The 19,705-nt window shown below is 56.9% G+C and carries 22 protein-coding genes and 3 tRNA genes; 18 read left to right on the forward strand and 7 right to left on the reverse strand.

Annotation, left to right across the window (positions count from 1 at the left end; translation table 11 throughout):
- Positions 1 to 204: 204 nt before the first annotated feature.
- On the forward strand, positions 205 to 1,578 hold the full coding sequence (gene mdtK, locus ACI2JR_RS03160) for an MdtK family multidrug efflux MATE transporter (RefSeq protein ID WP_462477859.1): 1,374 nt from the start codon (positions 205 to 207) through the stop codon (positions 1,576 to 1,578).
- Between the two features lie 53 nt (positions 1,579 to 1,631).
- Here the strand turns inward: mdtK and ACI2JR_RS03165 are convergent, their stop codons facing one another.
- Positions 1,632 to 2,525 (reverse strand): LysR family transcriptional regulator, encoded by an 894-nt coding sequence (locus ACI2JR_RS03165; protein WP_132730769.1) that lies wholly within the window; start codon positions 2,523 to 2,525, stop codon positions 1,632 to 1,634.
- A gap of 107 nt (positions 2,526 to 2,632) precedes the next feature.
- Here ACI2JR_RS03165 and ACI2JR_RS03170 point away from each other — a divergent pair, with 107 nt between their 5' ends.
- The 9 genes from ACI2JR_RS03170 (at position 2,633) to ACI2JR_RS03210 (ending at position 7,851) form a co-directional block, all read left to right on the forward strand.
- Positions 2,633 to 3,262, forward strand: coding sequence for an NADPH-dependent F420 reductase (locus ACI2JR_RS03170; protein WP_132730768.1), 630 nt, complete (start codon positions 2,633 to 2,635; stop codon positions 3,260 to 3,262).
- A 195-nt stretch (positions 3,263 to 3,457) separates the two neighbouring features.
- A complete protein-coding gene (asr, locus tag ACI2JR_RS03175) occupies positions 3,458 to 3,835 on the forward strand; it encodes an acid resistance repetitive basic protein Asr (protein WP_462477860.1) in 378 nt (125 codons plus the stop codon).
- A 454-nt stretch (positions 3,836 to 4,289) separates the two neighbouring features.
- Positions 4,290 to 4,366 (forward strand) — tRNA-Val (locus ACI2JR_RS03180).
- 4 nt (positions 4,367 to 4,370) lie between these two features.
- A tRNA-Val gene (locus ACI2JR_RS03185) sits at positions 4,371 to 4,447 on the forward strand.
- A gap of 4 nt (positions 4,448 to 4,451) precedes the next feature.
- Positions 4,452 to 4,528, forward strand: a tRNA-Val gene (locus ACI2JR_RS03190).
- A 459-nt stretch (positions 4,529 to 4,987) separates the two neighbouring features.
- Entirely contained in the window at positions 4,988 to 5,437 is a 450-nt protein-coding gene (locus ACI2JR_RS03195) for a hypothetical protein (RefSeq protein ID WP_462477861.1), read from the forward strand.
- Positions 5,395 to 5,838, forward strand: a complete 444-nt coding sequence (locus tag ACI2JR_RS03200; protein WP_462477862.1) for a MipA/OmpV family protein — start codon at positions 5,395 to 5,397, stop codon at positions 5,836 to 5,838. The genes ACI2JR_RS03195 and ACI2JR_RS03200 overlap by 43 nt, the downstream gene beginning before the upstream one ends.
- Entirely contained in the window at positions 5,838 to 6,524 is a 687-nt protein-coding gene (locus tag ACI2JR_RS03205) for a response regulator transcription factor (protein WP_462477863.1), read from the forward strand. Before ACI2JR_RS03200 ends, ACI2JR_RS03205 begins: the two co-directional genes overlap by 1 nt.
- Complete coding sequence (locus ACI2JR_RS03210; RefSeq protein ID WP_462477864.1) at positions 6,493 to 7,851, forward strand: sensor histidine kinase; 1,359 nt, start codon at positions 6,493 to 6,495, stop codon at positions 7,849 to 7,851. Before ACI2JR_RS03205 ends, ACI2JR_RS03210 begins: the two co-directional genes overlap by 32 nt.
- A 22-nt stretch (positions 7,852 to 7,873) precedes the next feature.
- Here ACI2JR_RS03210 and zigA read toward each other — a convergent pair whose 3' ends face one another.
- Together zigA and ACI2JR_RS03220 are read right to left on the reverse strand one after the other, a co-directional pair.
- The gene (gene zigA, locus ACI2JR_RS03215) at positions 7,874 to 9,097 is read right to left on the reverse strand and encodes a zinc metallochaperone GTPase ZigA (protein ID WP_462477865.1); all 1,224 of its coding nucleotides are present in this window, start codon (positions 9,095 to 9,097) and stop codon (positions 7,874 to 7,876) included.
- Between the two features lie 323 nt (positions 9,098 to 9,420).
- Positions 9,421 to 10,203 carry a DUF3750 domain-containing protein gene (locus tag ACI2JR_RS03220; RefSeq protein ID WP_462477866.1) on the reverse strand — a complete coding sequence of 261 codons (783 nt, stop codon included), beginning with the start codon at positions 10,201 to 10,203 and terminating at the stop codon, positions 9,421 to 9,423.
- A gap of 429 nt (positions 10,204 to 10,632) precedes the next feature.
- Between ACI2JR_RS03220 and ACI2JR_RS03225 the strand changes: the two genes are divergently transcribed.
- From ACI2JR_RS03225 to ACI2JR_RS03235, 3 genes are all read left to right on the forward strand, one after another.
- A complete protein-coding gene (locus ACI2JR_RS03225; RefSeq protein WP_462477867.1) occupies positions 10,633 to 11,199 on the forward strand; it encodes a DJ-1/PfpI family protein in 567 nt (188 codons plus the stop codon).
- A 190-nt stretch (positions 11,200 to 11,389) separates the two neighbouring features.
- Positions 11,390 to 11,833, forward strand: coding sequence for a type II RES/Xre toxin-antitoxin system antitoxin (locus ACI2JR_RS03230; RefSeq protein ID WP_132730756.1), 444 nt, complete (start codon positions 11,390 to 11,392; stop codon positions 11,831 to 11,833).
- Positions 11,830 to 12,303, forward strand: coding sequence for an RES family NAD+ phosphorylase (locus ACI2JR_RS03235; RefSeq protein WP_132730755.1), 474 nt, complete (start codon positions 11,830 to 11,832; stop codon positions 12,301 to 12,303). The genes ACI2JR_RS03230 and ACI2JR_RS03235 overlap by 4 nt, the downstream gene beginning before the upstream one ends.
- Before the next feature lie 78 nt (positions 12,304 to 12,381).
- Here the strand turns inward: ACI2JR_RS03235 and ACI2JR_RS03240 are convergent, their stop codons facing one another.
- Complete coding sequence (locus tag ACI2JR_RS03240) at positions 12,382 to 13,161, reverse strand: SDR family oxidoreductase (protein ID WP_462477868.1); 780 nt, start codon at positions 13,159 to 13,161, stop codon at positions 12,382 to 12,384.
- On the reverse strand, positions 13,154 to 13,471 hold the full coding sequence (locus ACI2JR_RS03245) for a nuclear transport factor 2 family protein (protein WP_462477869.1): 318 nt from the start codon (positions 13,469 to 13,471) through the stop codon (positions 13,154 to 13,156). Before ACI2JR_RS03245 ends, ACI2JR_RS03240 begins: the two co-directional genes overlap by 8 nt.
- Positions 13,472 to 13,573: 102 nt before the next feature.
- Here ACI2JR_RS03245 and ACI2JR_RS03250 point away from each other — a divergent pair, with 102 nt between their 5' ends.
- Positions 13,574 to 14,479, forward strand: a complete 906-nt coding sequence (locus ACI2JR_RS03250; RefSeq protein WP_462477870.1) for a LysR family transcriptional regulator — start codon at positions 13,574 to 13,576, stop codon at positions 14,477 to 14,479.
- Between the two features lie 29 nt (positions 14,480 to 14,508).
- On the opposite strand, the gene ACI2JR_RS03255 is transcribed toward ACI2JR_RS03250, so the two are convergent.
- A complete protein-coding gene (locus ACI2JR_RS03255) occupies positions 14,509 to 15,414 on the reverse strand; it encodes a LysR substrate-binding domain-containing protein (RefSeq protein WP_462477871.1) in 906 nt (301 codons plus the stop codon).
- Between the two features lie 243 nt (positions 15,415 to 15,657).
- On the opposite strand from ACI2JR_RS03255, the gene ACI2JR_RS03260 reads away from it, so the two are divergent.
- Together ACI2JR_RS03260 and ACI2JR_RS03265 are read left to right on the forward strand one after the other, a co-directional pair.
- Entirely contained in the window at positions 15,658 to 16,263 is a 606-nt protein-coding gene (locus tag ACI2JR_RS03260) for a glutathione S-transferase (RefSeq protein ID WP_132730830.1), read from the forward strand.
- A 236-nt stretch (positions 16,264 to 16,499) separates the two neighbouring features.
- Positions 16,500 to 18,110, forward strand: coding sequence for an FAD-NAD(P)-binding protein (locus ACI2JR_RS03265; protein WP_462477872.1), 1,611 nt, complete (start codon positions 16,500 to 16,502; stop codon positions 18,108 to 18,110).
- 9 nt (positions 18,111 to 18,119) lie between these two features.
- Here ACI2JR_RS03265 and ACI2JR_RS03270 read toward each other — a convergent pair whose 3' ends face one another.
- The gene (locus ACI2JR_RS03270) at positions 18,120 to 18,257 is read right to left on the reverse strand and encodes a hypothetical protein (RefSeq protein WP_165905748.1); all 138 of its coding nucleotides are present in this window, start codon (positions 18,255 to 18,257) and stop codon (positions 18,120 to 18,122) included.
- A gap of 248 nt (positions 18,258 to 18,505) precedes the next feature.
- Between ACI2JR_RS03270 and ACI2JR_RS03275 the strand changes: the two genes are divergently transcribed.
- Both ACI2JR_RS03275 and ACI2JR_RS03280 read left to right on the forward strand, forming a co-directional pair.
- Positions 18,506 to 19,009 carry a hypothetical protein gene (locus tag ACI2JR_RS03275; RefSeq protein ID WP_462477873.1) on the forward strand — a complete coding sequence of 168 codons (504 nt, stop codon included), beginning with the start codon at positions 18,506 to 18,508 and terminating at the stop codon, positions 19,007 to 19,009.
- 8 nt (positions 19,010 to 19,017) lie between these two features.
- Positions 19,018 to 19,467, forward strand: a complete 450-nt coding sequence (locus tag ACI2JR_RS03280) for a DUF421 domain-containing protein (RefSeq protein ID WP_132730748.1) — start codon at positions 19,018 to 19,020, stop codon at positions 19,465 to 19,467.
- Positions 19,468 to 19,705 lie beyond the last annotated feature (238 nt).

Genomic DNA, 19,705 nt, shown 5'->3' on the forward strand with positions numbered 1-19,705 from the left:
GTATCATTACCGTTATACCTGCCTGGAACAATAACAGCTGGTAAAAAAGGTTGCCAGCGCGCATCGTGCCCCTACCATTTTTTCACTGGCTTAATGGCGTATCCTCGCTACAATAGTCTGGCAAATCCCTCTGCTCTTTCTTCTTGCTGCCATCTAAGGCGGCTTTTTTAGTCGCAAAATAACAACAATATAAAAGGTGTTCACGTGCAGAAGTATTTTATTGAAGCGCGTCAGTTATTAGCCCTGGCAATTCCGGTGATCCTTGCTCAGGTCGCCCAAACATCAATGGGCTTTGTCGATACCGTAATGGCGGGAGGCTATAGCGCCACCGACATGGCGGCCGTGGCCATTGGCACCTCTATCTGGCTGCCCGCCATTCTCTTTGGCCACGGCCTGCTGCTGGCCCTGACCCCGGTTATCGCCCAGCTGAACGGCTCCGGGCGCCGCGATCGTATTGCCCATCAGGTGCGTCAGGGGTTCTGGCTGGCGGGGTTCGTCTCCCTGCTGGTGATGGTGGTGCTGTGGAATGCCGGCTATATCATCAGTTCGATGCATAATATCGACCTGGCGCTGGCGGAAAAAGCCGTGGGCTATCTGCGGGCGCTGCTGTGGGGCGCGCCGGGCTATCTTTTCTTCCAGGTCGCGCGTAACCAGTGCGAAGGTCTGGCGAAAACCAAGCCGGGGATGGTCATGGGTTTTATCGGCCTGGTTGTGAATATTCCGGTGAACTATATCTTTATCTATGGTCACTTTGGCATGCCGGAACTGGGCGGCATTGGCTGCGGCGTGGCGACGGCGTCCGTATACTGGGTAATGTTTATCAGCATGATCGCTTGGGTGCGCCGCGCCCGTTCGATGCGCGATATTCGCAGCAGCGAGGGGTTCAGCAAACCGGATTTTAGCGTCCTGAAACGCCTGGTTCAGCTCGGACTGCCGATTGCGCTGGCGCTGTTTTTCGAAGTGACCCTGTTTGCCGTTGTCGCGCTGCTGGTTTCTCCGCTGGGTATTGTCGATGTTGCCGGCCACCAGATCGCCCTTAACTTCAGTTCGCTGATGTTCGTTTTACCACTGTCGCTGGCGGCGGCGGTCACCATCCGCGTCGGTTTCCGCCTCGGCCAGGGCTCCACCCTGGATGCGCAGGTTTCGGCCAGAACCGGAGTGGGCGTCGGCGTCTGTATGGCGGTGATCACGGCGATTTTCACCATCCTGATGCGTGAACAGATTGCCCTGCTGTATAACGACAACCCGGAAGTCGTGCTGCTGGCTTCCCAGCTGATGCTGCTGGCGGCGGTGTATCAGATTTCCGACTCCGTGCAGGTTATTGGTAGCGGGATCCTGCGTGGTTATAAAGATACGCGTTCGATCTTCTTTATCACCTTCACCGCTTACTGGGTACTGGGGCTGCCCAGCGGCTACCTGCTGGCTTTAACCGATATTATCGTCCCGCGCATGGGTCCGGCAGGCTTCTGGTGCGGGTTTATTATCGGTTTAACCTCGGCGGCGATTATGATGATGCTGCGTATGCGCTTCCTGCAGCGTCAGCCCTCAAACGTGATTTTGCAGCGCGCGGCGCGTTGATGCCCTATACGGCACCCCATTGACGGGGGGCCCTTACTCCGGTTGATGTTGATTCAACGCGGGCCTAGCGCTTTTCTTAGCGCCTCCACAAAACATTTTATTTTCGTCGTCCTTCTGCGCCCGGCGGGGACGAGGACATGCATCGGACGCGAAGGCCCGGAGAATTCCGCTAAGACCTGCACCAGCCTCCCCTGTTCAACTTCGCCTCTCAGCACCTCCTCCGGCCCCAGGGTGATGCCATGCCCGGCGATAGCGGCATTCATCAACGCTTTCCAGTCATTTGAACGGAAGCGCCCGGCGGGTTTGACCTCCAGCGTCGAGCCGTCTTTGTCGAATTGCCAGCGGCAGGCGTTGATGGCCGACCAGTGACCGTAGACCAGGCAGGAGTGCCGCTGAAGGTCGTCCGGCGATTGCGGTTCACCGTGGCGCAAAATATAGTCGGGAGAGGCGCAGGTAATTAAGCGGTAAGGGAGCAGCGGCCATGCGACCATCGAGCTATCGGCCAGTTCACCGATGCGAATAATCACCTCAAACTCTTCTTCAATCGGGTCCACGATACGATCGCTGAGCGTCAGCTCGACCTCAACATCGGGATAACGGGCGAGATAATCGGCGATAAATGTCGATAGCGCATGGGAACCGAAGGTAACCGGCGCATTGACCCGGATGATACCCGCAGGGGTCGCTTTCATCTCCAGCGCCACCGCATCCGCCTCGGCGACCTCGGCCAGCACCACCCGACAGCGCTCATAGTAGCTCCGGCCGATATCGGTGAGCGTCTGCCGTCGCGTGGTGCGGGCGATCAATGCGGTCCCGAGGTGTGCCTCAAGCGCGGCCACGTGACGGGCGACCATCTGCGGCGATAGCCGCATCTGTTCAGCAACCGCAGCAAATGAGCCCGCTTCTGCGGCCTTGACGAACACCTTCATGCTGGTGAGCTGATCCATAATTCACTCATTTTAGTTGTTTATCATTCAACCATCTTACGATTTATCTTCTATGATGAGGGAATTAAATTTATTCACTCAGCGGGACAATTCGTCAGGAGTGAAAAATGAAGATTGGAATTATTGGCGCCGGTTTTGTCGGGCGGTCTATCGCGAAACTTGCGCTGCAGGCCGGGCATGACGTCATGCTCAGTAACTCACGGGGGCCGCAGACGCTTTTCAGTCTGCGTCCAATGATCGGTTGTCAGATTGGCAGCGCCAACGATGCCGCCGAATTTGGCGAGGTGGTGGTGATCGCCGTGCCACTCAGCGCGGTGAATGCGTTGCCGGTCGCCGGTATTAACAATAAACATGTCATTGATGCGGTAAATTACTACCCCGAGCGCGATGGCGAGATCTCCCGGCTCGATGCCGGGCAAACCACCACCAGTGAATTATTAGCACATATCTTGCCCGCAGCCAGAGTTACCAAAGCGTTTAACGCCATCCCAATGACGCAACTCGAAAGCGATGGCCTACCCGCCGGTGCGGAAAATCGCCGCGCGCTACCGCTGGCAGGCGATGATGAAGAAGGCAAAAACATCGCCGCCGCGCTGTATGAGGCGTTTGGTTTTGACGCGGTTGATGCCGGCCCCCTGTCCGAAGGATGGCGTTTTGAACGCGGCAGACCCGCCTATTGTGTGCGCATGACCCGCCAGGAGCTGCTGACGACGCTTGCGCAAACGACCCGCGGCTAAACGACATAGCAACCTCCGCTAACGCCTTCCTGTTAGCGGAGATTCTTATACTTTCTCTCCCGCCACAACCGTTGTACATTCCGTTACCTGCCGATACCAAACGCTCACTGAAGCCGCGAAAAGAGAAGCCTATAGTAGGTTTCAACAGCCCCGCAGTGGGGTTCACACTGAAGAAACATTTTCGAGGATATCAGAATGAAAAAAGTATTAGCTCTGGTCGTTGCCGCTGCTATGGGTCTGTCTTCTGTTGCTTTCGCTGCTGACGCGGCAAGCACCACTCCGGCTCCGGCTGCTGCCACTCACAGCACCGCTGCCAAAACCACCCATCACAAGAAACACCATAAAGCCGCCGCTAAACCCGCTGCAGAGCAGAAAGCTCAGGCGGCGAAAAAGCACAAGAAAGCGGCTGTAAAACCGGCCGCCGCGCAGAAAGCCCAGGCCGCTAAAAAACACCATAAAGCGGCGACTAAACCCGCCACAAAACCGGTAGCGCAGAAAGCTCAGGCAGCCAAAAAACACCACAAAACAACCAAACATCAGGCCGCTAAACCGGCTGCACAGCCGGCAGCGTAATGCTTGCGCGAAGTTGAGTTAATCATAAATCGGCGCTGCTTCAGCGCCGTTTTTTTTCAGGAGAGGACCATGCTGCGGCGCTACCGTTTTGAGCTCATACTGATCCTGCTGATCCTCTGCGCGCTTTTTACCCTGCGGCTTATTTTTAAATAACCCCCGGTTTTTCTCCATTGCGCAGGCGCTGACGCCACGCGCAAGCCGTTCTTACCGCGATAAATACCACCGTCTGCGCTTCCCCTTACCCCGTCGCTGAGAATTTCAGCGCGCCGCGTGGCCCGTGAGCGGCGCGCGCAACAGGGTGGGTGGATAAGAAATATCCTTTACCATCAGTAAAATATAGACAATATGCATAAAACTTCCGCAATCGCGTGAGATCTGAAAGAAAAGTGGCGTTTGCCTCTTGCCACAACCCCTCCCGATCGCTAATATGCGTCCCCGTTGTCACCACAACATTGCGTTCATAGCTCAGTTGGTTAGAGCACCACCTTGACATGGTGGGGGTCGTTGGTTCGAGTCCAATTGAACGCACCATAATGCGTTTATAGCTCAGTTGGTTAGAGCACCACCTTGACATGGTGGGGGTCGTTGGTTCGAGTCCAATTAAACGCACCATAATGCGTCCGTAGCTCAGTTGGTTAGAGCACCACCTTGACATGGTGGGGGTCGGTGGTTCGAGTCCACTCGGACGCACCATTCTTTATTCCGCAGACATTAGCAATCGTCTGCAGGCTATTGAAAGGTGTGATTTCTCCATACTTTCCTCTGCGTAATCCCCATAGAATCCCTCTGTTCCGCCGCGTTGAAATCCATTTTCATGCTACGCGAATATTATGTTTTGGTAGTTATGCTGCCGGCCAGACAAACGAAGGTCCTTCGGACGTTAGCCCAATATTTCACTGAAAAGTATAAGAGCTTCGCGAAGACGCCAGAAACCAGCCTCATGCCTGGCATCGTTCCAGTTGTAATGCCGGTTTCCGAGGTGATGTCAGGAGGATGAGCGTCTCCATCGGCGGTTTGACCTGCTGCGAAATCGATCGGCGCGGGGATGCGACGCTATCCAGACATCCCGACCCCGTGACCTGAAAAAGGCCGTCAGAGGTCACGTGAAAACTAATTCATGCTCAGTAAGAAACGAGTAAGGGAGCTCTTCTGATGATGGGGACATTCAATACCCTCATCAGGAATATAACCATGGGCTTTCCCCCCCTGTTTCTCGCCGGTCAACCGACTGTTACGCGGTTGATGGCCGCCGCTCTCGCCGGCGGGCTAGTATTCGCCTCCCCTACCGTCCTCGCCGACGAGGCAAGTTCAGAAAAAACCACCTGGGGTCTTGGCCTGGGCGTCGTCAATTTGCAGAAGCCGTATACCGGTGTTGATCGCGATACCAGCGTACTTCCCTTGCTGCATATCGAAAACAGGTACGTCCGCTTCTTCGGAACCACCCTCGAGGCTAAACTGCCGGGCCTGCAGTTCAGCGCGACGAACAGGATCAATGTCCGCCTCCTTGCCCGCTGGGGGGGGCCGGCTATGAGGCCGATGATTCATGGGCGCTGGAAGGCATGGCGAAGCGCAAAAGTGGTCTCTGGGCTGGCGCAAAGGTAGAGTGGCAGACCAGCCTGGCGAACATCAGCGCGGACTGGACGCACGATGTGGCTGGCAACAGCGATGGACAACGTTTCAGCCTGAATCTGGAACGATCGTGGCAACCGGGGGAACGTTTTACCCTCACGCCTCGTATCGGCGCGTTGTGGCATGACCACAGGTATGTTGACTACTATTATGGCGTGCGGGCGGATGAGGTCAGAAACGGACGCCCAGCCTACCGCGGCGAATCTGGCATCAATACCGAAGTTGGCCTGCTGGGCGTCTACCGGTTCAATGAGCGCCATTCGCTGATGTTTGACATCCGGGCCAGACATCTGGCCGCCGCCGTCACGGACAGTCCGTTAGTGGACCGTTCAACCGAAAACCGCGTTTTCCTTGGATATCTCTATCACTTTTAATGGGCAGAATCCTTTTAGTCGAAGATCATGAGCATCTGGCCAGACTCATATGTAAGGGATTAGCCAACGCCGGTATTGCGGCGGACGTAGTGGATCGCGGCGAGTTCACATGGCAGGCGATGCAACTGGTCTCCTATCAGGGGCTGGTGCTGGATCGCGGCCTGCCTGACGGGGACGGCGTGCATTTATTGCAGAGAATGCGCCAGGCCGGAGTGACCATCCCGTGCCTGATACTTACCGCCAGAGACGCGCTGCACGACCGGGTGGAAGGCCTGGAAGCCGGCGCGGATGACTACCTGCCAAAGCCGTTTGCCATGGCGGAGCTGGTCGCACGCGTCCGGGCGCTGCTGCGCCGCCCGTCCCTGAGCCAACCGCTGCAACCAGAGCACGGTGACGTGCAGCTTGTCCCGGACGCCGGCACGCTTCGCTGCGGCGTCGAAAGTATCCTGCTCGCGCCGGCCGAAGTGCAGATCATGCTGGCGCTGGTGCGCAAGCAAGGCGGGATCGTCCGCCGTAGCGCCCTGGAAGCCGCCGGCTGGGGATTGACCGAATCGGTAACGCCTAACGCGCTGGACGTCGCTCTGCATCGCCTCCGCCGTAAACTTAAGGCGATCGGTTCCGGTCTGCAGATCGTCAATATCAGAGGTCAGGGCTATGCGCTTCACCCCACCGACGTGGCTCCGTAGCCTGGCGTTTCGGATCTTGCTGGCCTACGTTGCTGGCGCGCTGCTGAGCTTCGGCCTGCTGGTCTTGCTCGGCGCCATTGCGCAAGAGCGCCTGCCGGGCATGGCCATGCCCGAGCGTACGCTCAGTCTGGCGCGGCTGCTGGCGTTCGACGGTGCAGGACGCCCTGTCGGTTTCCATAATAGCAGTGAGCATCCGCTATGGATCTACGACAGCCTATCCCAGGAGACAGCCTGGCGCGTGCTGGATGAAGACGGAAATGTGGCGCTGATGTCTCCCGGAGCAAAAAGCTGGCCCCGGGACGGCATGAGCAGCCGGCTGGAGAAAGGACGCTTCTCTGTTGAAAATAACGGCGTCGTACAAAATGGCGCCACCGAACGCATCGAACATGGCGGGAAAAGCTGGTTCGTCCAGCTGACGGTAAGCTCGCGCATCGTTGACTTCCTGCATCAGGAGTTCGCCATCCCGTTCATCAGCTTCGGCATCCTGGCATTTGGTGCGATCCTGTTATTTATATTTACTGTCTGCGCATACTTCAGTCTCAAATATTCCCTCAGACCGCTCAGGAAAGCATCCCTCGCCGCCGCCGAGCTCTCCCCGAAATCGCTGGGCGATAGGCTGCAGAGCGATCGGATCCCGCTTGAGATCGCCCCGCTTATCAACAACTTCAATGCTGCGCTCGACCGTATTGAAAAGGGATTCAGAATTCAGCAGGATTTTCTTGCCCAGGCGGCCCATGAGCTGAAAACCCCTCTGGCGCTGATACGCGCCGAGCTCGATCTGATGGAGGTGGGCCCTGATATTCGGGCGCCGCTGCTGGCTCAGGTCGAACACCTGACGCGCCATGTTCAGCAGCTTTTGTTACTGGCGGAAGCCAGCGAGCCCCTGAGCTACCATTACTCAGATGTCGATGTGGCGGAAAGCGTCCGTGATGTTGTGGCGTTCCTTGGGAGGATCGCGGACGAATCGCAGATCCAACTCTCAATAGAGGGTCCCCCGGCGCGATTGATATGGCGTGCGGACCGTGGCGCCCTGTTCACACTCCTGAAAAATCTGATAGAAAACGCCATTCAACACGCCCCGAGCGGCTCGGTGATAAGCATCACCCTCAGTGCGGACAGCATCTGCGTCAGAGACCGGGGGCCCGGAGCTGCTGCGGAAGAACTTCCGCTGCTGTTTACCCGCTTTTGGCGCGGAGCGCACCGGCGGGATCATGGCGCCGGCTTGGGTCTGTCGATTTGCCAGGAAATATGTACGGCGCATGGCTGGACGCTGGCTGGCGAACGGGCGAATCCAGGACTGCTAATGCGCATCGCCAGAGGGCGATAAACTGCCCCCCGTTCCCGGTCGTTCACGCGGTAAACCAGGGCTCAAGCGGGTCGGGATAGTGACGCCAGCCGCGCGGCCCTTCCGCCATTTCTTCGTCCGTTAGCAGGGCGGACGCCAGCCTGGCGCGCAGCGCTGCTTCATCCATATTCATTCCGATAAACACCAGTTCCTGCCGGGCATCGCCAACGCCATCCATCCAGTTTGCGAGGATGAACTTCAGCGACTCCGCATCCTCAGGCCAGCGTTCTCTGGGGACACTTGCCCACCACATTCCCCCCAGCTCCTGACGCGCCACGCCCCCCGCCTGTGACCAGCAACCGGCAAATTCCGCACGACTTGCCAACCAGAAATACCCTTTCGATCTGACCACGCCGGCCAGTTCATGCGCCATTACCTCGCAGAAACGGGCCGGATGGAAAGGCCGGCGGGCGCGAAAAACAAAGCTGCTAATCCCATACTCCTCCGTTTCCGGCGTATGCTCGCCGCGCAGTTCCTTCAGCCAGCCTGGCGCCTGAGCGGCATGATCGAAATCAAACAGCCCGGTATTCAGCACCTTATCCAGCGCTACCTGACCAAACCGGGAGACCACCAGTTTTGCCCGAGGATTTAACGAGCGCAAAATAGCCATCAGCTTTTCTTTTTGCTCGTCGCTGATCAGATCGACTTTGTTCAGGACCAGCACATCACAGAATTCAATCTGGTCAATGAGCAGATCGACCACGCTGCGCTCATCGCCTTCGCCCAGTGATTCTCCGCGTGACTGGAGGCTATCCGCGGAGTCATAGTCTTGCAGAAAATTGAACGCATCCACGACGGTAACCATGGTGTCAAGACGCGCCACGGTTGAAAGACTTTGCCCGTCATCGCCGGCGAAGGTAAAGGTTTCAGCAACCGGAAGCGGTTCAGAAATCCCGGTAGACTCGATAACCAGCTGATCAAAACGCCCTTCTTTCGCCAGGCGATGGACTTCCAGCAGGAGATCTTCCCGCAGCGTGCAGCAGATACAGCCGTTACTCATTTCAACCAGTTTCTCATCGGTACGTGAAAGTTCAGCTCCCCCTTCCCGGACCAGAACGGCATCGATATTGACCTCCGACATATCATTGACGATAACCGCAACGCGCCTGCCCTCCCGGTTGTGCAGAATATGGTTGAGCAGGGTCGTTTTCCCCGCCCCCAAAAACCCGGACAGAACGGTCACCGGAAGGCGCTTATCGCCCTGACTTGCTACGCTGGTTTCGGACATTGCCTTTCATCTCCTCGTACTTTATTGGTCGTTGGCCCACTCGTTTCGGGCCGCTAAGCATGACTGCAGCGCTTTATTGTTATGTTATAACATAACAATAAAGATGCCAATATCAACCTTTCTATCCACGTGGAGGGGGGATGTGCGAGGATATAAACCCCGGTTGCTTAACGGCAGGAGGTCGCCGAAGCCCTGTACAGGAGATGCCGAAGATGGCGACGCCGGGGTCAAGACCTTAATCCATAACCATAGCCTGCGGCTCGGCCCCTTCATCCAGGCGTCTGGCTATTAACCGATGCCAACGGGGAAGGCATCGGCGTCATTTATCGCGAGTGTTCCGCGGTGTCATTGTGCAAATTATCATGGCCCAGGCCGCCAATAAACGGCAGACGGATACGTAGCGGCGTGAAATCCAGGCCGACGTTCAGCCCCAGCATGTTAAGTTCAAATCCCTCTTCAGCCCCCAGCGTTACGCCGGCGATACCGAGCACCGACACCTGCACTCCGCGCCCGGATGGCGGTAAGCCAATCGGATCCAGCAGCGAGCGAAAATCTTTCCCCACCGCGTTGGCGGGCAGATCCAGTTTAAGGGCGGGCACCTCGCGCCCAATATGGGCAATGAAAGTGTTACTGTTAGGACCCGGCCACGCGTGGTAGGTATCCGGCCACGGATAGGAGGCAATTGCCGCGACAATCTGCGGGATCATGGCTTCGGCCTCTGCTCCCCGGTGCTCCACCAGCAAACGTGGTTTCGCGCCGAACCAGTAGCCGTCCGGAGGGTTGCTATTATGGCGCACCTTATCCCCGCCTCCCCAGCTAATCACTTCGTAGCGGTTATACTCCGTTTCACCGGCGCGTTTATAGATGATCCAGGGATGCACCGCCACCACGCCTTTCCATCCCCAGGTGGGCGCAGCATAGACCTGCACGATAGCCAGGCGGACGTTCTGGTGGGGATCGGGCGCCAGACCCGCAGAGTCACGGCGGGCGGACCACCAGCCGTCCTGCGAACGCAGCTCCCGCTGATGCATCGCCTGGGCCAGGCTGACGCCAAGGGAGAGCAGGATGATGCAAAGAAGGCTCAGACAAACGATTTTTATGATCATGGCGACCCGTATTCAGTGAGGAAACATCCATAGGGGCGATTATTGTCCTGACGAGGCCGGGCAGCAATATAAAATGGCCAGATCATCGTCAATAATGCCTACACCGATGACAGATTTCAGCCTGAAGATCCGGTGTTAACGGGCGGCACCATTAAGCATCGGCTCGCGATATGGGAGTACAATTTCTCGCCAGTATAATTACTGAATCGGCCAGACATTGCAGTATTTCTTTGCCCTGCCCACAGCCACAGGTCGGCAATCACTTATCGTCGACGAAAGTCGGCTCTGGCAAAACCTGTGTGCTCTCCCAAAAGCAAGCGAAAGGTGAAAACACCGCAGAATCAGTGTCCACAACGCCACTTGCGGTTCGCATTCCCTCTGCCACTGGGCTATACCTTAGGCATCTTTATTCCCTGAGGAACAATCAAGATGAGCAAGAAAATTCTGATGCTGGTCGGCGATTATGCCGAAGATTACGAAACCATGGTGCCGTTTCAGGCGTTGCAGATGATTGGCCATCAGGTTGACGCGGTTTGCCCGGACAAGAGCAAAGGCGACTATATCATGACGGCGATCCATGATTTTGACGGTGCCCAGACCTATAGCGAGAAACCCGGACACCGCTTTGTCCTCAACGCCGATTTTGCCGCAGTAAAAGCACAGGATTATGACGCCCTGCTGATCCCCGGCGGTCGAGCGCCGGAATATCTGCGCTTGAATGACGAGGTGCTCAAACTGGTTCAGGCCTTCGATGCTGCACACAAACCCATCGCCGCCGTCTGCCACGGCCCGCAGCTTCTGGCCGCCGCTGGCATACTCAAAGGCCGGACCTGTAGCGCCTACCCGGCCTGCGCGCCGGAAGTACGGCTCAGCGGCGGGCATTATGCTGAAATCGGTATCGATCAGGCGCATGTCGACGGCAACCTCGTCACCGCCCCTGCATGGCCCGCGCATCCGCAATGGCTGGCAAAATTTGCTGAAGTGTTGCAGCAGTAAACTTTTATCACGGATCGATAAAACGACAACGGTGGACCGTCCCGCTGACGGTCCGTACGGAGGGCTGTTTCCTGCCGTCCGCGGGCAACAAAACCCCCGCCTGTTCGCCGCCGCGCCAGCGATTAAACTTTCAACAACCTGACAAATGACTATAATAAAGTATGACAAATGTCATTATTCAGGAGGAGAGATGAAAACCTGGGTTCCTGCACAGCAACCTGCCGATAAGGCGCTGTGGCGCTATGCCGGGCTACCGGCAAATCGGGGTATGCAGCTGATTGAGCTGTTGAGTATGGGATTGCCGGTCAGCGTTCTGGATAATATTCACGAGTGGACGGAAATGTCGAAAACCGACATCCTGCGCATCACCGGCATTAATGAGCGTAACGTTGCCCGGCGTAAGAGCGCGGGCGGTACGTTGACGCCGGGCGAAAGCGAACGTGTGGCGCGTTTTGTCAGGGTTCTGGATGCCGCCGTCGACTATTTTGGCAGCAAGCAGGCTGCCTACGACTGGCTGCAGTCGCCGGTCAGAGGGTTGGGCAATGTCGCCCCCATCGATCTGATTGCTACCGAGAGCGGCGCGCTGGAAGTGACTGACCTGATTGGTCGTCTGGAACACGGCGTCTTTGCATGATTTTCTATCGTCTGGTGAGCGGCCGTTACGCCAGCGAAGCCTGGACGGGAAGCGGGGCCAACCAGTACGGCGGACGCTGGAATCACCAGGGGCACCCGGCTGTCTATGTTTCCACCTCCATCGCTCTGGCGTCGCTGGAGATCCTGGTTCATGTCAAAAATGAGACTATCCTCAACCAGTATCAGCTGTATAGCATCGAGATAGCGGACAGTGAAGTGGAATCGCTCGATAAACAGTGGCTGCCGGATAACTGGCAGGAAAATCCGATGCCCGTTTCCACAATGGATCTGGGCACCGGCTGGCTACAGTCGGGCAGCGGCATGGCACTGATGTTACCCTCCTGCATTATTCCCTATGAAAACAACGCCATTCTAAACCCGCTGCATCCCGCTTTCAGCGAGGCCCTTGCCTCCGTGCGCCAGTATCCCTTTACCTTTGATCCCCGTCTCGCACGCGCCACGCCCCGCTGATGCCTCGGCTGGAATACGCCGCAATCAAGATTTATGCGGGGAAAACCTTCGCCGCGTCTTGCCAATCCGTCTTTATGGTTAAACCGTCGGCACGGTTCCGCCATCAATAACGTATTCCGCGCCGGTTATCGACGCCGCCCGGTCGGAGGCTAAAAACGCAATCAGGTTGGCCACCTCTGCGGGTTGTGCCGGACGACCAAGCGGTATTCCGCCTAATGAGTCCATGATGATTTGTTTACCTTGCGCATAATCGACCCCCTCCTGCTGCGCAAGCCGCTGCGCAAATCTGACCGCCGCCTCGGTTTCAATCCAGCCGGGAGCCACGCTCAGTACACGAACGCCCCTGGGGGAGACCTCTTTCGACAGGCTTTTACTGTAGGTGGATAGCGCTGCTTTGGCGGCGGCGTAGGCCGTGGTTGACTCCGCCAGCGGCATCACTCTTTGGATTGAAGAGACGTGGATAATCACCCCCTTCCCGCTGTTGAGCATGGGTGGAAGCAATAAACGATCCAGCCTGAGCGCAGGGAACAGGTTGAGATCCAGCTCCTGTTGCCACAGCTCATCGCTCAGCGCGGCAAACCCACCCGCCGGGGAGGAGGAGCCGCCCAGCATATGAACAATAATATCAACACCGCCCAGCTGCTCCTGCACCGCAGCGGCCAGTACAGCACACCCGCTCGCCGTGGAGAGATCCGCCGTCACAAATAGCGCATCAACAGGCGTGTCCGGCTGATGGCGAGCGCAGGTTAACACTCGCGACCCCAGCTGTCGAAACAGCGCCACGGTTGCCGCCCCCGCCCCTTTGGTTCCCGAGGTAATCAGTACGCGTTTTCCTTCCAGCGCCAGGAAATCAGTCATAAGCGATCTCCAGCTCATCGATCTGCTCCACCGTCAGGCGAAATAGATAGCCAGGAATGACTGGGCTACCGGGGAAATTTCCGCTCACCCTGGCGCGCACCTTCACCCTATCCCCCTGCGCGATCGCCTCAATAGGTTCGGCGACATACTGATATTTTTGTCTGGCGGCAACCCGCCATTCCCGGATGGCCTGCCGCCCGCGATAGGTATTCCCTTCATCCTTCACCACCGCATCCGGGGTGAAGGCGCTGACAACGCTGTCCAGATCTTCAGCCGTAAAAAAAGCCTGCACTGCTGATGGCATATCCATAGTGAATCTCCCGTGATTAAACTCTACGGCTTAACTTTAAGAATCCTTTATAATTTAAACAATCAGGACAAACCGGGATGCCATGATGAAGGAAATGGGATAATGTCGCGAATCACGCTGACTGATTTAGATGCCGTTATGGCCATCGCCCGACGGGGGACCTTTCGTGCGGCGGCGATCGAACTGGGGGTATCGACCACCGCACTGAGCCATATCATCGCCAAATTTGAAGCCGAAATGGGCGTGCGTTTATTTAACCGGACCACCCGCAGCGTGGGGCTCACCGACGCCGGACGCCTGTTTATTGATCACATCGGCCCGTCGCTACAGGGGGTTCATCAGGCCCTTGAGGTCGTCCGCTCCCGCAGTGAAACGCCTTCTGGCATCCTGCGCATCAATACGCCTCCGTTTGCCGCCCGCGCGCTTCTCTCCCAGCTGGTACTGGAGTTTTTGCGCCGCTATCCGCAAATGCAGGTGGATATCGTCACCGATGGTCGGCTGATCGACATCGTTGCGGAAGGCTTCGATATGGGAGTACGGGTCGCCAGCCTGATACCGGAGGATATGATCGCGCTTTCCCTCGGCAAACCTCAGCGCTATGCCGTGGTGGCCTCGGCGCACTATCTGTCGCACCACACACGGCCTGAAACCCCCGCCGATCTGCTCAATCACCCCTGCATCCGGGTGCGTCTACCCGACGGTTCCCTTTATCGCTGGCACCTCGAGAAGCAAGGAGAAGCGGTACAGGTCGACGTCCGCGGGCAGCTGACGCTGGATGAGGCGTCACTGGCACGAATTGCGGTACTGGAGCATGCGGGAATCGGTTTCTTTCTTGAGCAGGATGTCATCGAGGATATTCAGGCCGGCCGGCTCATCCGTTTGCTGGACGACTGGACGCCCCCTTTTCCCGGCCTGTGTCTGTATTATCCCGGCAGACGACATCCTTCCGCCGGGCTGGCCGCTTTTCTGGCGCTGGTACGGGAATTCACGCAGTCCAGCCGCCGTTAAGCGAACCCATTGGAAGCGCCAGAACAATGCTATAGCGTCGCCGGTAAATCCCCTCGCTGGCGCCAGGCCGCAAGTTCTTCATTAAGCCAGGCGATGAACAAAGAGGCATCCGCCTTCTTTGCAGTTTGCCGCGAGGTAACCAACCAGTATGGCCAGGGATAAGGGGCAGAGCAGGTGGTGACCTGGACCAGCTCTCCTCGATCTATCGCCCCCTGGACCAGGGAACGCCGCTCGAGCGCAACGCCATTGCCGAGACGAACGGCTTCCAGAACCAGATTCGAGTCGTTAATACAGAGTCCGCCAGCGACGATCTCACGCTCCAGCCCGGCATTCAGACACCAGGTTTTCCACGATTCCATAGAAAATATAATCTTACTGGCCGCCACCTCTTGTGGCGTCGTGGGCAGCGAGCCGCCGTTATAATGCGGCGCGGCCACCACAATCAGCTCGTCGGCAAACATATAGCGGCTTTCCAACCCTTCCCAGTCGCCTTTCCCCATGCGAATGGCGATATCCACCGCTTCCTGCTGCATGTTGGTGAGCGTCAGGCTGACCAGCAGCCGCAAGGTGATATGGGGATATCTGGCGCGAAAGCGATCCAACCGTGGCAATAGCCAGTGGCAGGTAAAAGAAGGTACCGCGGCTAAGGTTAACGTCGTCGTTCGCGGCTTAACGTGGACCAGACGAGTCGCATCAGCGATATGATTCAGCGCCTCGCGGACATGCATCGCATACAGTCTCCCCTCTTCATTAATCTGTACCCCACGCCCGTGACGAATAAACAATCTCACGCCGAGCATATCTTCCAGCACTTTAATTTGCTGACTGATCGCAGAATGGGTGACATGCAGCTCTTTCGCCGCCAGCGTCACGCTACCAAGCCGGGCAACGGCCTCAAAACTCCGTAAACTGGCGATCGGTGGGTAATCCGACATGAAGCAGCTCCTGATGTTCCAGATCCGGGACGTAAACGTTACCACAGCCCAGGGGTTAAACCTCAGGCGACGATACCGTCAGTCATTCTGACATCTCAGGTAAGAAATGCGTAATATTCGTTATCGCCACTTTAGCGTAATGTCTTTCTGCTTCCGGGGGCAAAGCGAGCCGTGAGATCCCTCCCCGGCGCACCTTGAACGACCCGGTATTCTCCTTTCAGAGACAGGAAAACAGGAATAATGATGAAACTCATTGGCATGATGGACTCTCCTTACGTAAGGCGCGTCGCGGTATCTCTGGTGCTGTACGGTGTCGAATTTGAACACCTGCCGCTTTCGGTGTTTAGTGCCGTTGAGCCCTTTGCCCAAATAAACCCGGTGGTCAAGGCGCCTACGTTGGTTTTGGATAACGCCGTACGGCTGATGGACTCCACGCTGATCCTCCATTACTTCGAATCCCAGGCGGATATGCAGCGTAAATTGCTACCCGTCATCGGTCCTGCGCTGGCCGAAGATCTGCAGACTCTGGGGTTGATTCTGGCTGCCAGCGAAAAAGCCGTACAGCATGTTTACGAGCACCACTTACGGCCGCCAGAGAAACAGCATCAACCGTGGATTGAACGCATCACCTGGCAGCTGCTGTCTGCCTGCCGGGAATGGAACGCCGCGCTGGAAAAACGCGCGCTCAACGCACGACTCGATCAGGTATCGGTTACCAGCGCTGTGGTATGGACCTTTATTCAAGCGATGATCCCCGAAGTGGTTAAGGCGCATGACTTCCACTACATTCTCGCCCATAGCGAAATAGCAGAAGCTCATCCGGCCTTTAAACAGTTTCCTCTGCCCTGAGCGATATGAAAGTGGAAAACTCATGGGGGCTCAGGGGCCCCCTTTTTATTACCCGGCAGCCGCAAGCCGACGGCGATGCACAGACCGCATGCATCCAGCTGGCTAGCGGCGGGGTTTTCGACCACACTTAAATCCGGCTCCCGCTGCTGTACCTCAGGCGCAGATCGCTTTGCCCGGTTAACCATCCGGCTGGCGGGAAACTGCAATGGAAGAACGCTTATCACGGGTGATTATGCATGAAGAAAATTGCGATTATCGGCGCCGGCCCCACCGGGATTTACACCCTTTTTTCCCTGTTAAAATATCAGCAGCCGCTGGCGGTGACGGTCTATGAGCAGGCACGTCAGGCCGGCGTCGGCATGCCATACAGCGACGAAGAAAACTCGCGCATGATGCTGGCCAATATCGCCAGTATTGAAATCCCCCCGATCCTCTGTCCCTATATCGACTGGCTGAAACAGCAAAGCGAGGAGCACCTTGCCCGCTATGGCGTCAGCGATGACTCGCTGCATATTCGCCAGTTTCTTCCGCGTACCCTGCTTGGCGAGTATTTTCGCGATCAGTTTATCGGCCTGATCGCCAGGGCTAAACAACAAGGCTTCCCGTTGACGGTGCATGAATCCTGTGAGGTCACCGACCTGCAGGCCACGGCAGAAGGCGTCAGGGTATGGGCGCAAGGTGAGCCGGTGGCGGAACGCTTCGATCTCGTGGTCATCGCCACGGGCCACGTCTGGCCCGCTGAAGAGGAGTCCACCCGCACCTTCTTCCCCAGCCCATGGTCCGGCCTGATGGATGCGGAGATCCCGGCGTGCAGGGTCGGTATCATGGGCACATCGTTGAGCGGTATTGATGCCGCGATGGCCGTCGTGGTTCAGCACGGCGAGTTTGTCGAATCCGCCGATCGACCGCTGCAGTTCAGGCTCAATCCGGCCAGCGAAGCGCTGAATATCGTCCTGATGTCGCGCTCCGGTATTCTGCCGGAAGCGGATTTTTACTGCCCGATTCCCTATGAACCGCTTGCGGTGGTGACGCCTGACGCGCTGGAAAAGGCGATTGCCGCCGGTTCAGCAGGTTTACTTGACCGGGTCTTCCGGCTGATGGCTGCGGAGATCGACCGCGCCGATCCGCAATGGAGCGCCGGCATCGCTCTCCCGACGCTGGACGCCGATAGCTTCAGCGACGCGTGGTTCCGTGAACGACACAAACACGACCCGTTTCACTGGGCGCAGGCCAACCTTATGGAGGTCGAACGCAACAAGTGCGAGAAATACACCGTCCCGTGGCGTTATGTCATCCTCCGGCTGCATGAGGCCGTGCAGGAGATTGTCCCGCATCTGGATGAGCGGGATAGTCAACGCTTTCGCGCCGGGCTCGCCCGGGTGTTCATCGATAATTACGCCGCGATTCCGTCGGAGTCGATCCGCCGCCTGCTGGCGCTCCGCGAAGCCGGGGTAATCCGTATTCTCGCCCTCGGCGAGGATTACCAGATGGCGATCGAAGAGGACAAAACGGTGATTACCACCCGGGAAAACCAGGCCACCTATGATGTCTTTATCGATGCGCGCGGGCAAAGAGCGCTAAAAACGAAAGATCTGCCCTTCCCGACGTTACGTGAGCAGCTGCAGGCGACCGGTGACGATATCCCGGACGTGGGTGACGACTACACTTTACAGGAGCCCGCGGAGGTACGAGGCCGCGTGGCGTTCGCGGCGCTGCCGTGGTTAATGCATGATCAGCCCTTTGTGCAGGGCATTACCGCCTGCGCCGAGATGGCTGAGGCCATGGCCGGAGCCATTTCCCGGCCGGCGTCCCGTCGCCGCAGGCGTTTGCCGCCGACAGAGCTGTGACCGCGAATCTTAACGCTGCCCGGGAGCCGGGTGAAAAGGATCGTGCTTATGATCCTCACTATCATCGCGTTTACGCGGTATTTCCCCCTGTTCGCGCGGGTCGTCTTTTGCCGGGTGGCTGCCGCGCTTCGCGGAATCATTAGCCATCAATACCCTCATTCATACCTCCGGTAGCAGCGTGGGTGATTGCGGTTGTTGATGAGCCGGCGGCAGGAAGCAGACATCGCAGGCGCGCGGGTCTCTAAAGCCCTGCGCCGGTTCCTCAACTAGACTTATAAAGCCTGGTTGCCAGGATTACTTTTCACAAGCTAAATGATTTACGCATAGTCTGAAACAGACTCGGTGGGCGCTTCGCGTGTGTTTCCTTACCGCAAACGAGCCGATGAGGTTTTTCTATGAATCAGGAAAAACAGGAAGTGCCGCGTATCTCGGAAAACGAACGCGCGCTGCGTTTTGAATATCAATTCCGCCGCTTTGGCGTGGTTCTGTTGACTTTCGTCATCATGGCCGCGTTGGCCGGCGTATTTTCAAACGGCTATTTCAGCGCGGCGAGTAAACAAAACGCGACCGCGACGCTCAGGATTCACTATCAACGCTTCGGCAGATTAATGAGCGCAATGGATATCAATATTGAGGTACAAAAGGTCACGGCGCAGCAGCTGACCATCAGTTTCGGCGATACTCTGCTGACGCGCTTTCAAATCGGAGATATTCGCCCGGAGCCCGATAAAATGTACAGTCGCGGCGGCACGCTGTATCTGGTTTATAACCAGGCGATGTCCCACCTTCCGCTCTCTCTGTGGCTGAGCGTCACGCCGCGGCAAGCCGGCAGGATGACCAACGTCGTGCGCATTAACGATCGGCCGCCGCTGTCCTTCAGCCAGTTTATTTATCCCTAGGAGGGATCATGGAAATGGTGCTCCGGGCCGTGACAATCTACATTATTCTGCTGATTGTATTTAAGATTGCCGGGCGAAGAACGTTAATGCAGCTGACCAGTTTCGACTTAATTCTGTTACTGATCATCAGCGAAGCCACCCAGCAGGCGCTGCTGTCTACCGATTATTCGCTCACCGGGGCGATGATTACGATTGTAACCCTGGTGGGCATGGATATTTTATTTGGTTATATCAAAAAACACTTTTCGCCGGCTGAGGATTTTCTTGATGGCGCGCCCGTTATCGTGGTGGAAAACGGCGTCGCGATGAACAGCAAAATTCAAAAAGTGAATATTTCTGTTGATGATATTCTGCTGGCCGCCCGGCAGCACCACGGGATTACCCGTCTGGAGAAAATAAAATATGCCATTCTGGAAAGTAACGGCCAAATTTCGATTATTCCAACCGACGACGGCTAATACCCTTTTCACGGCGGCGTCCCGATTGAAAATATTCCCGACTAAATGGCGAGAATCATCCGAAAATAGCGCTATCCGCCGCGCATCACCTGTTGGCAAACCTGCCCGGCAATCAGCGTATTAGCCCCCCATATACTGTTTTACCGCGGCGATTCACCATGGCGCGGGCGGCGGATGAATAGTCCCAATATCCCCCACCGCGCGCCATCCGGCCTATCCTTAAGGTTTTAGCGCAGGA

Origin of the sequence: Klebsiella sp. NPDC088457, assembly GCF_044900465.1 — a bacterium.
GTDB lineage: Bacteria > Pseudomonadota > Gammaproteobacteria > Enterobacterales > Enterobacteriaceae > Klebsiella.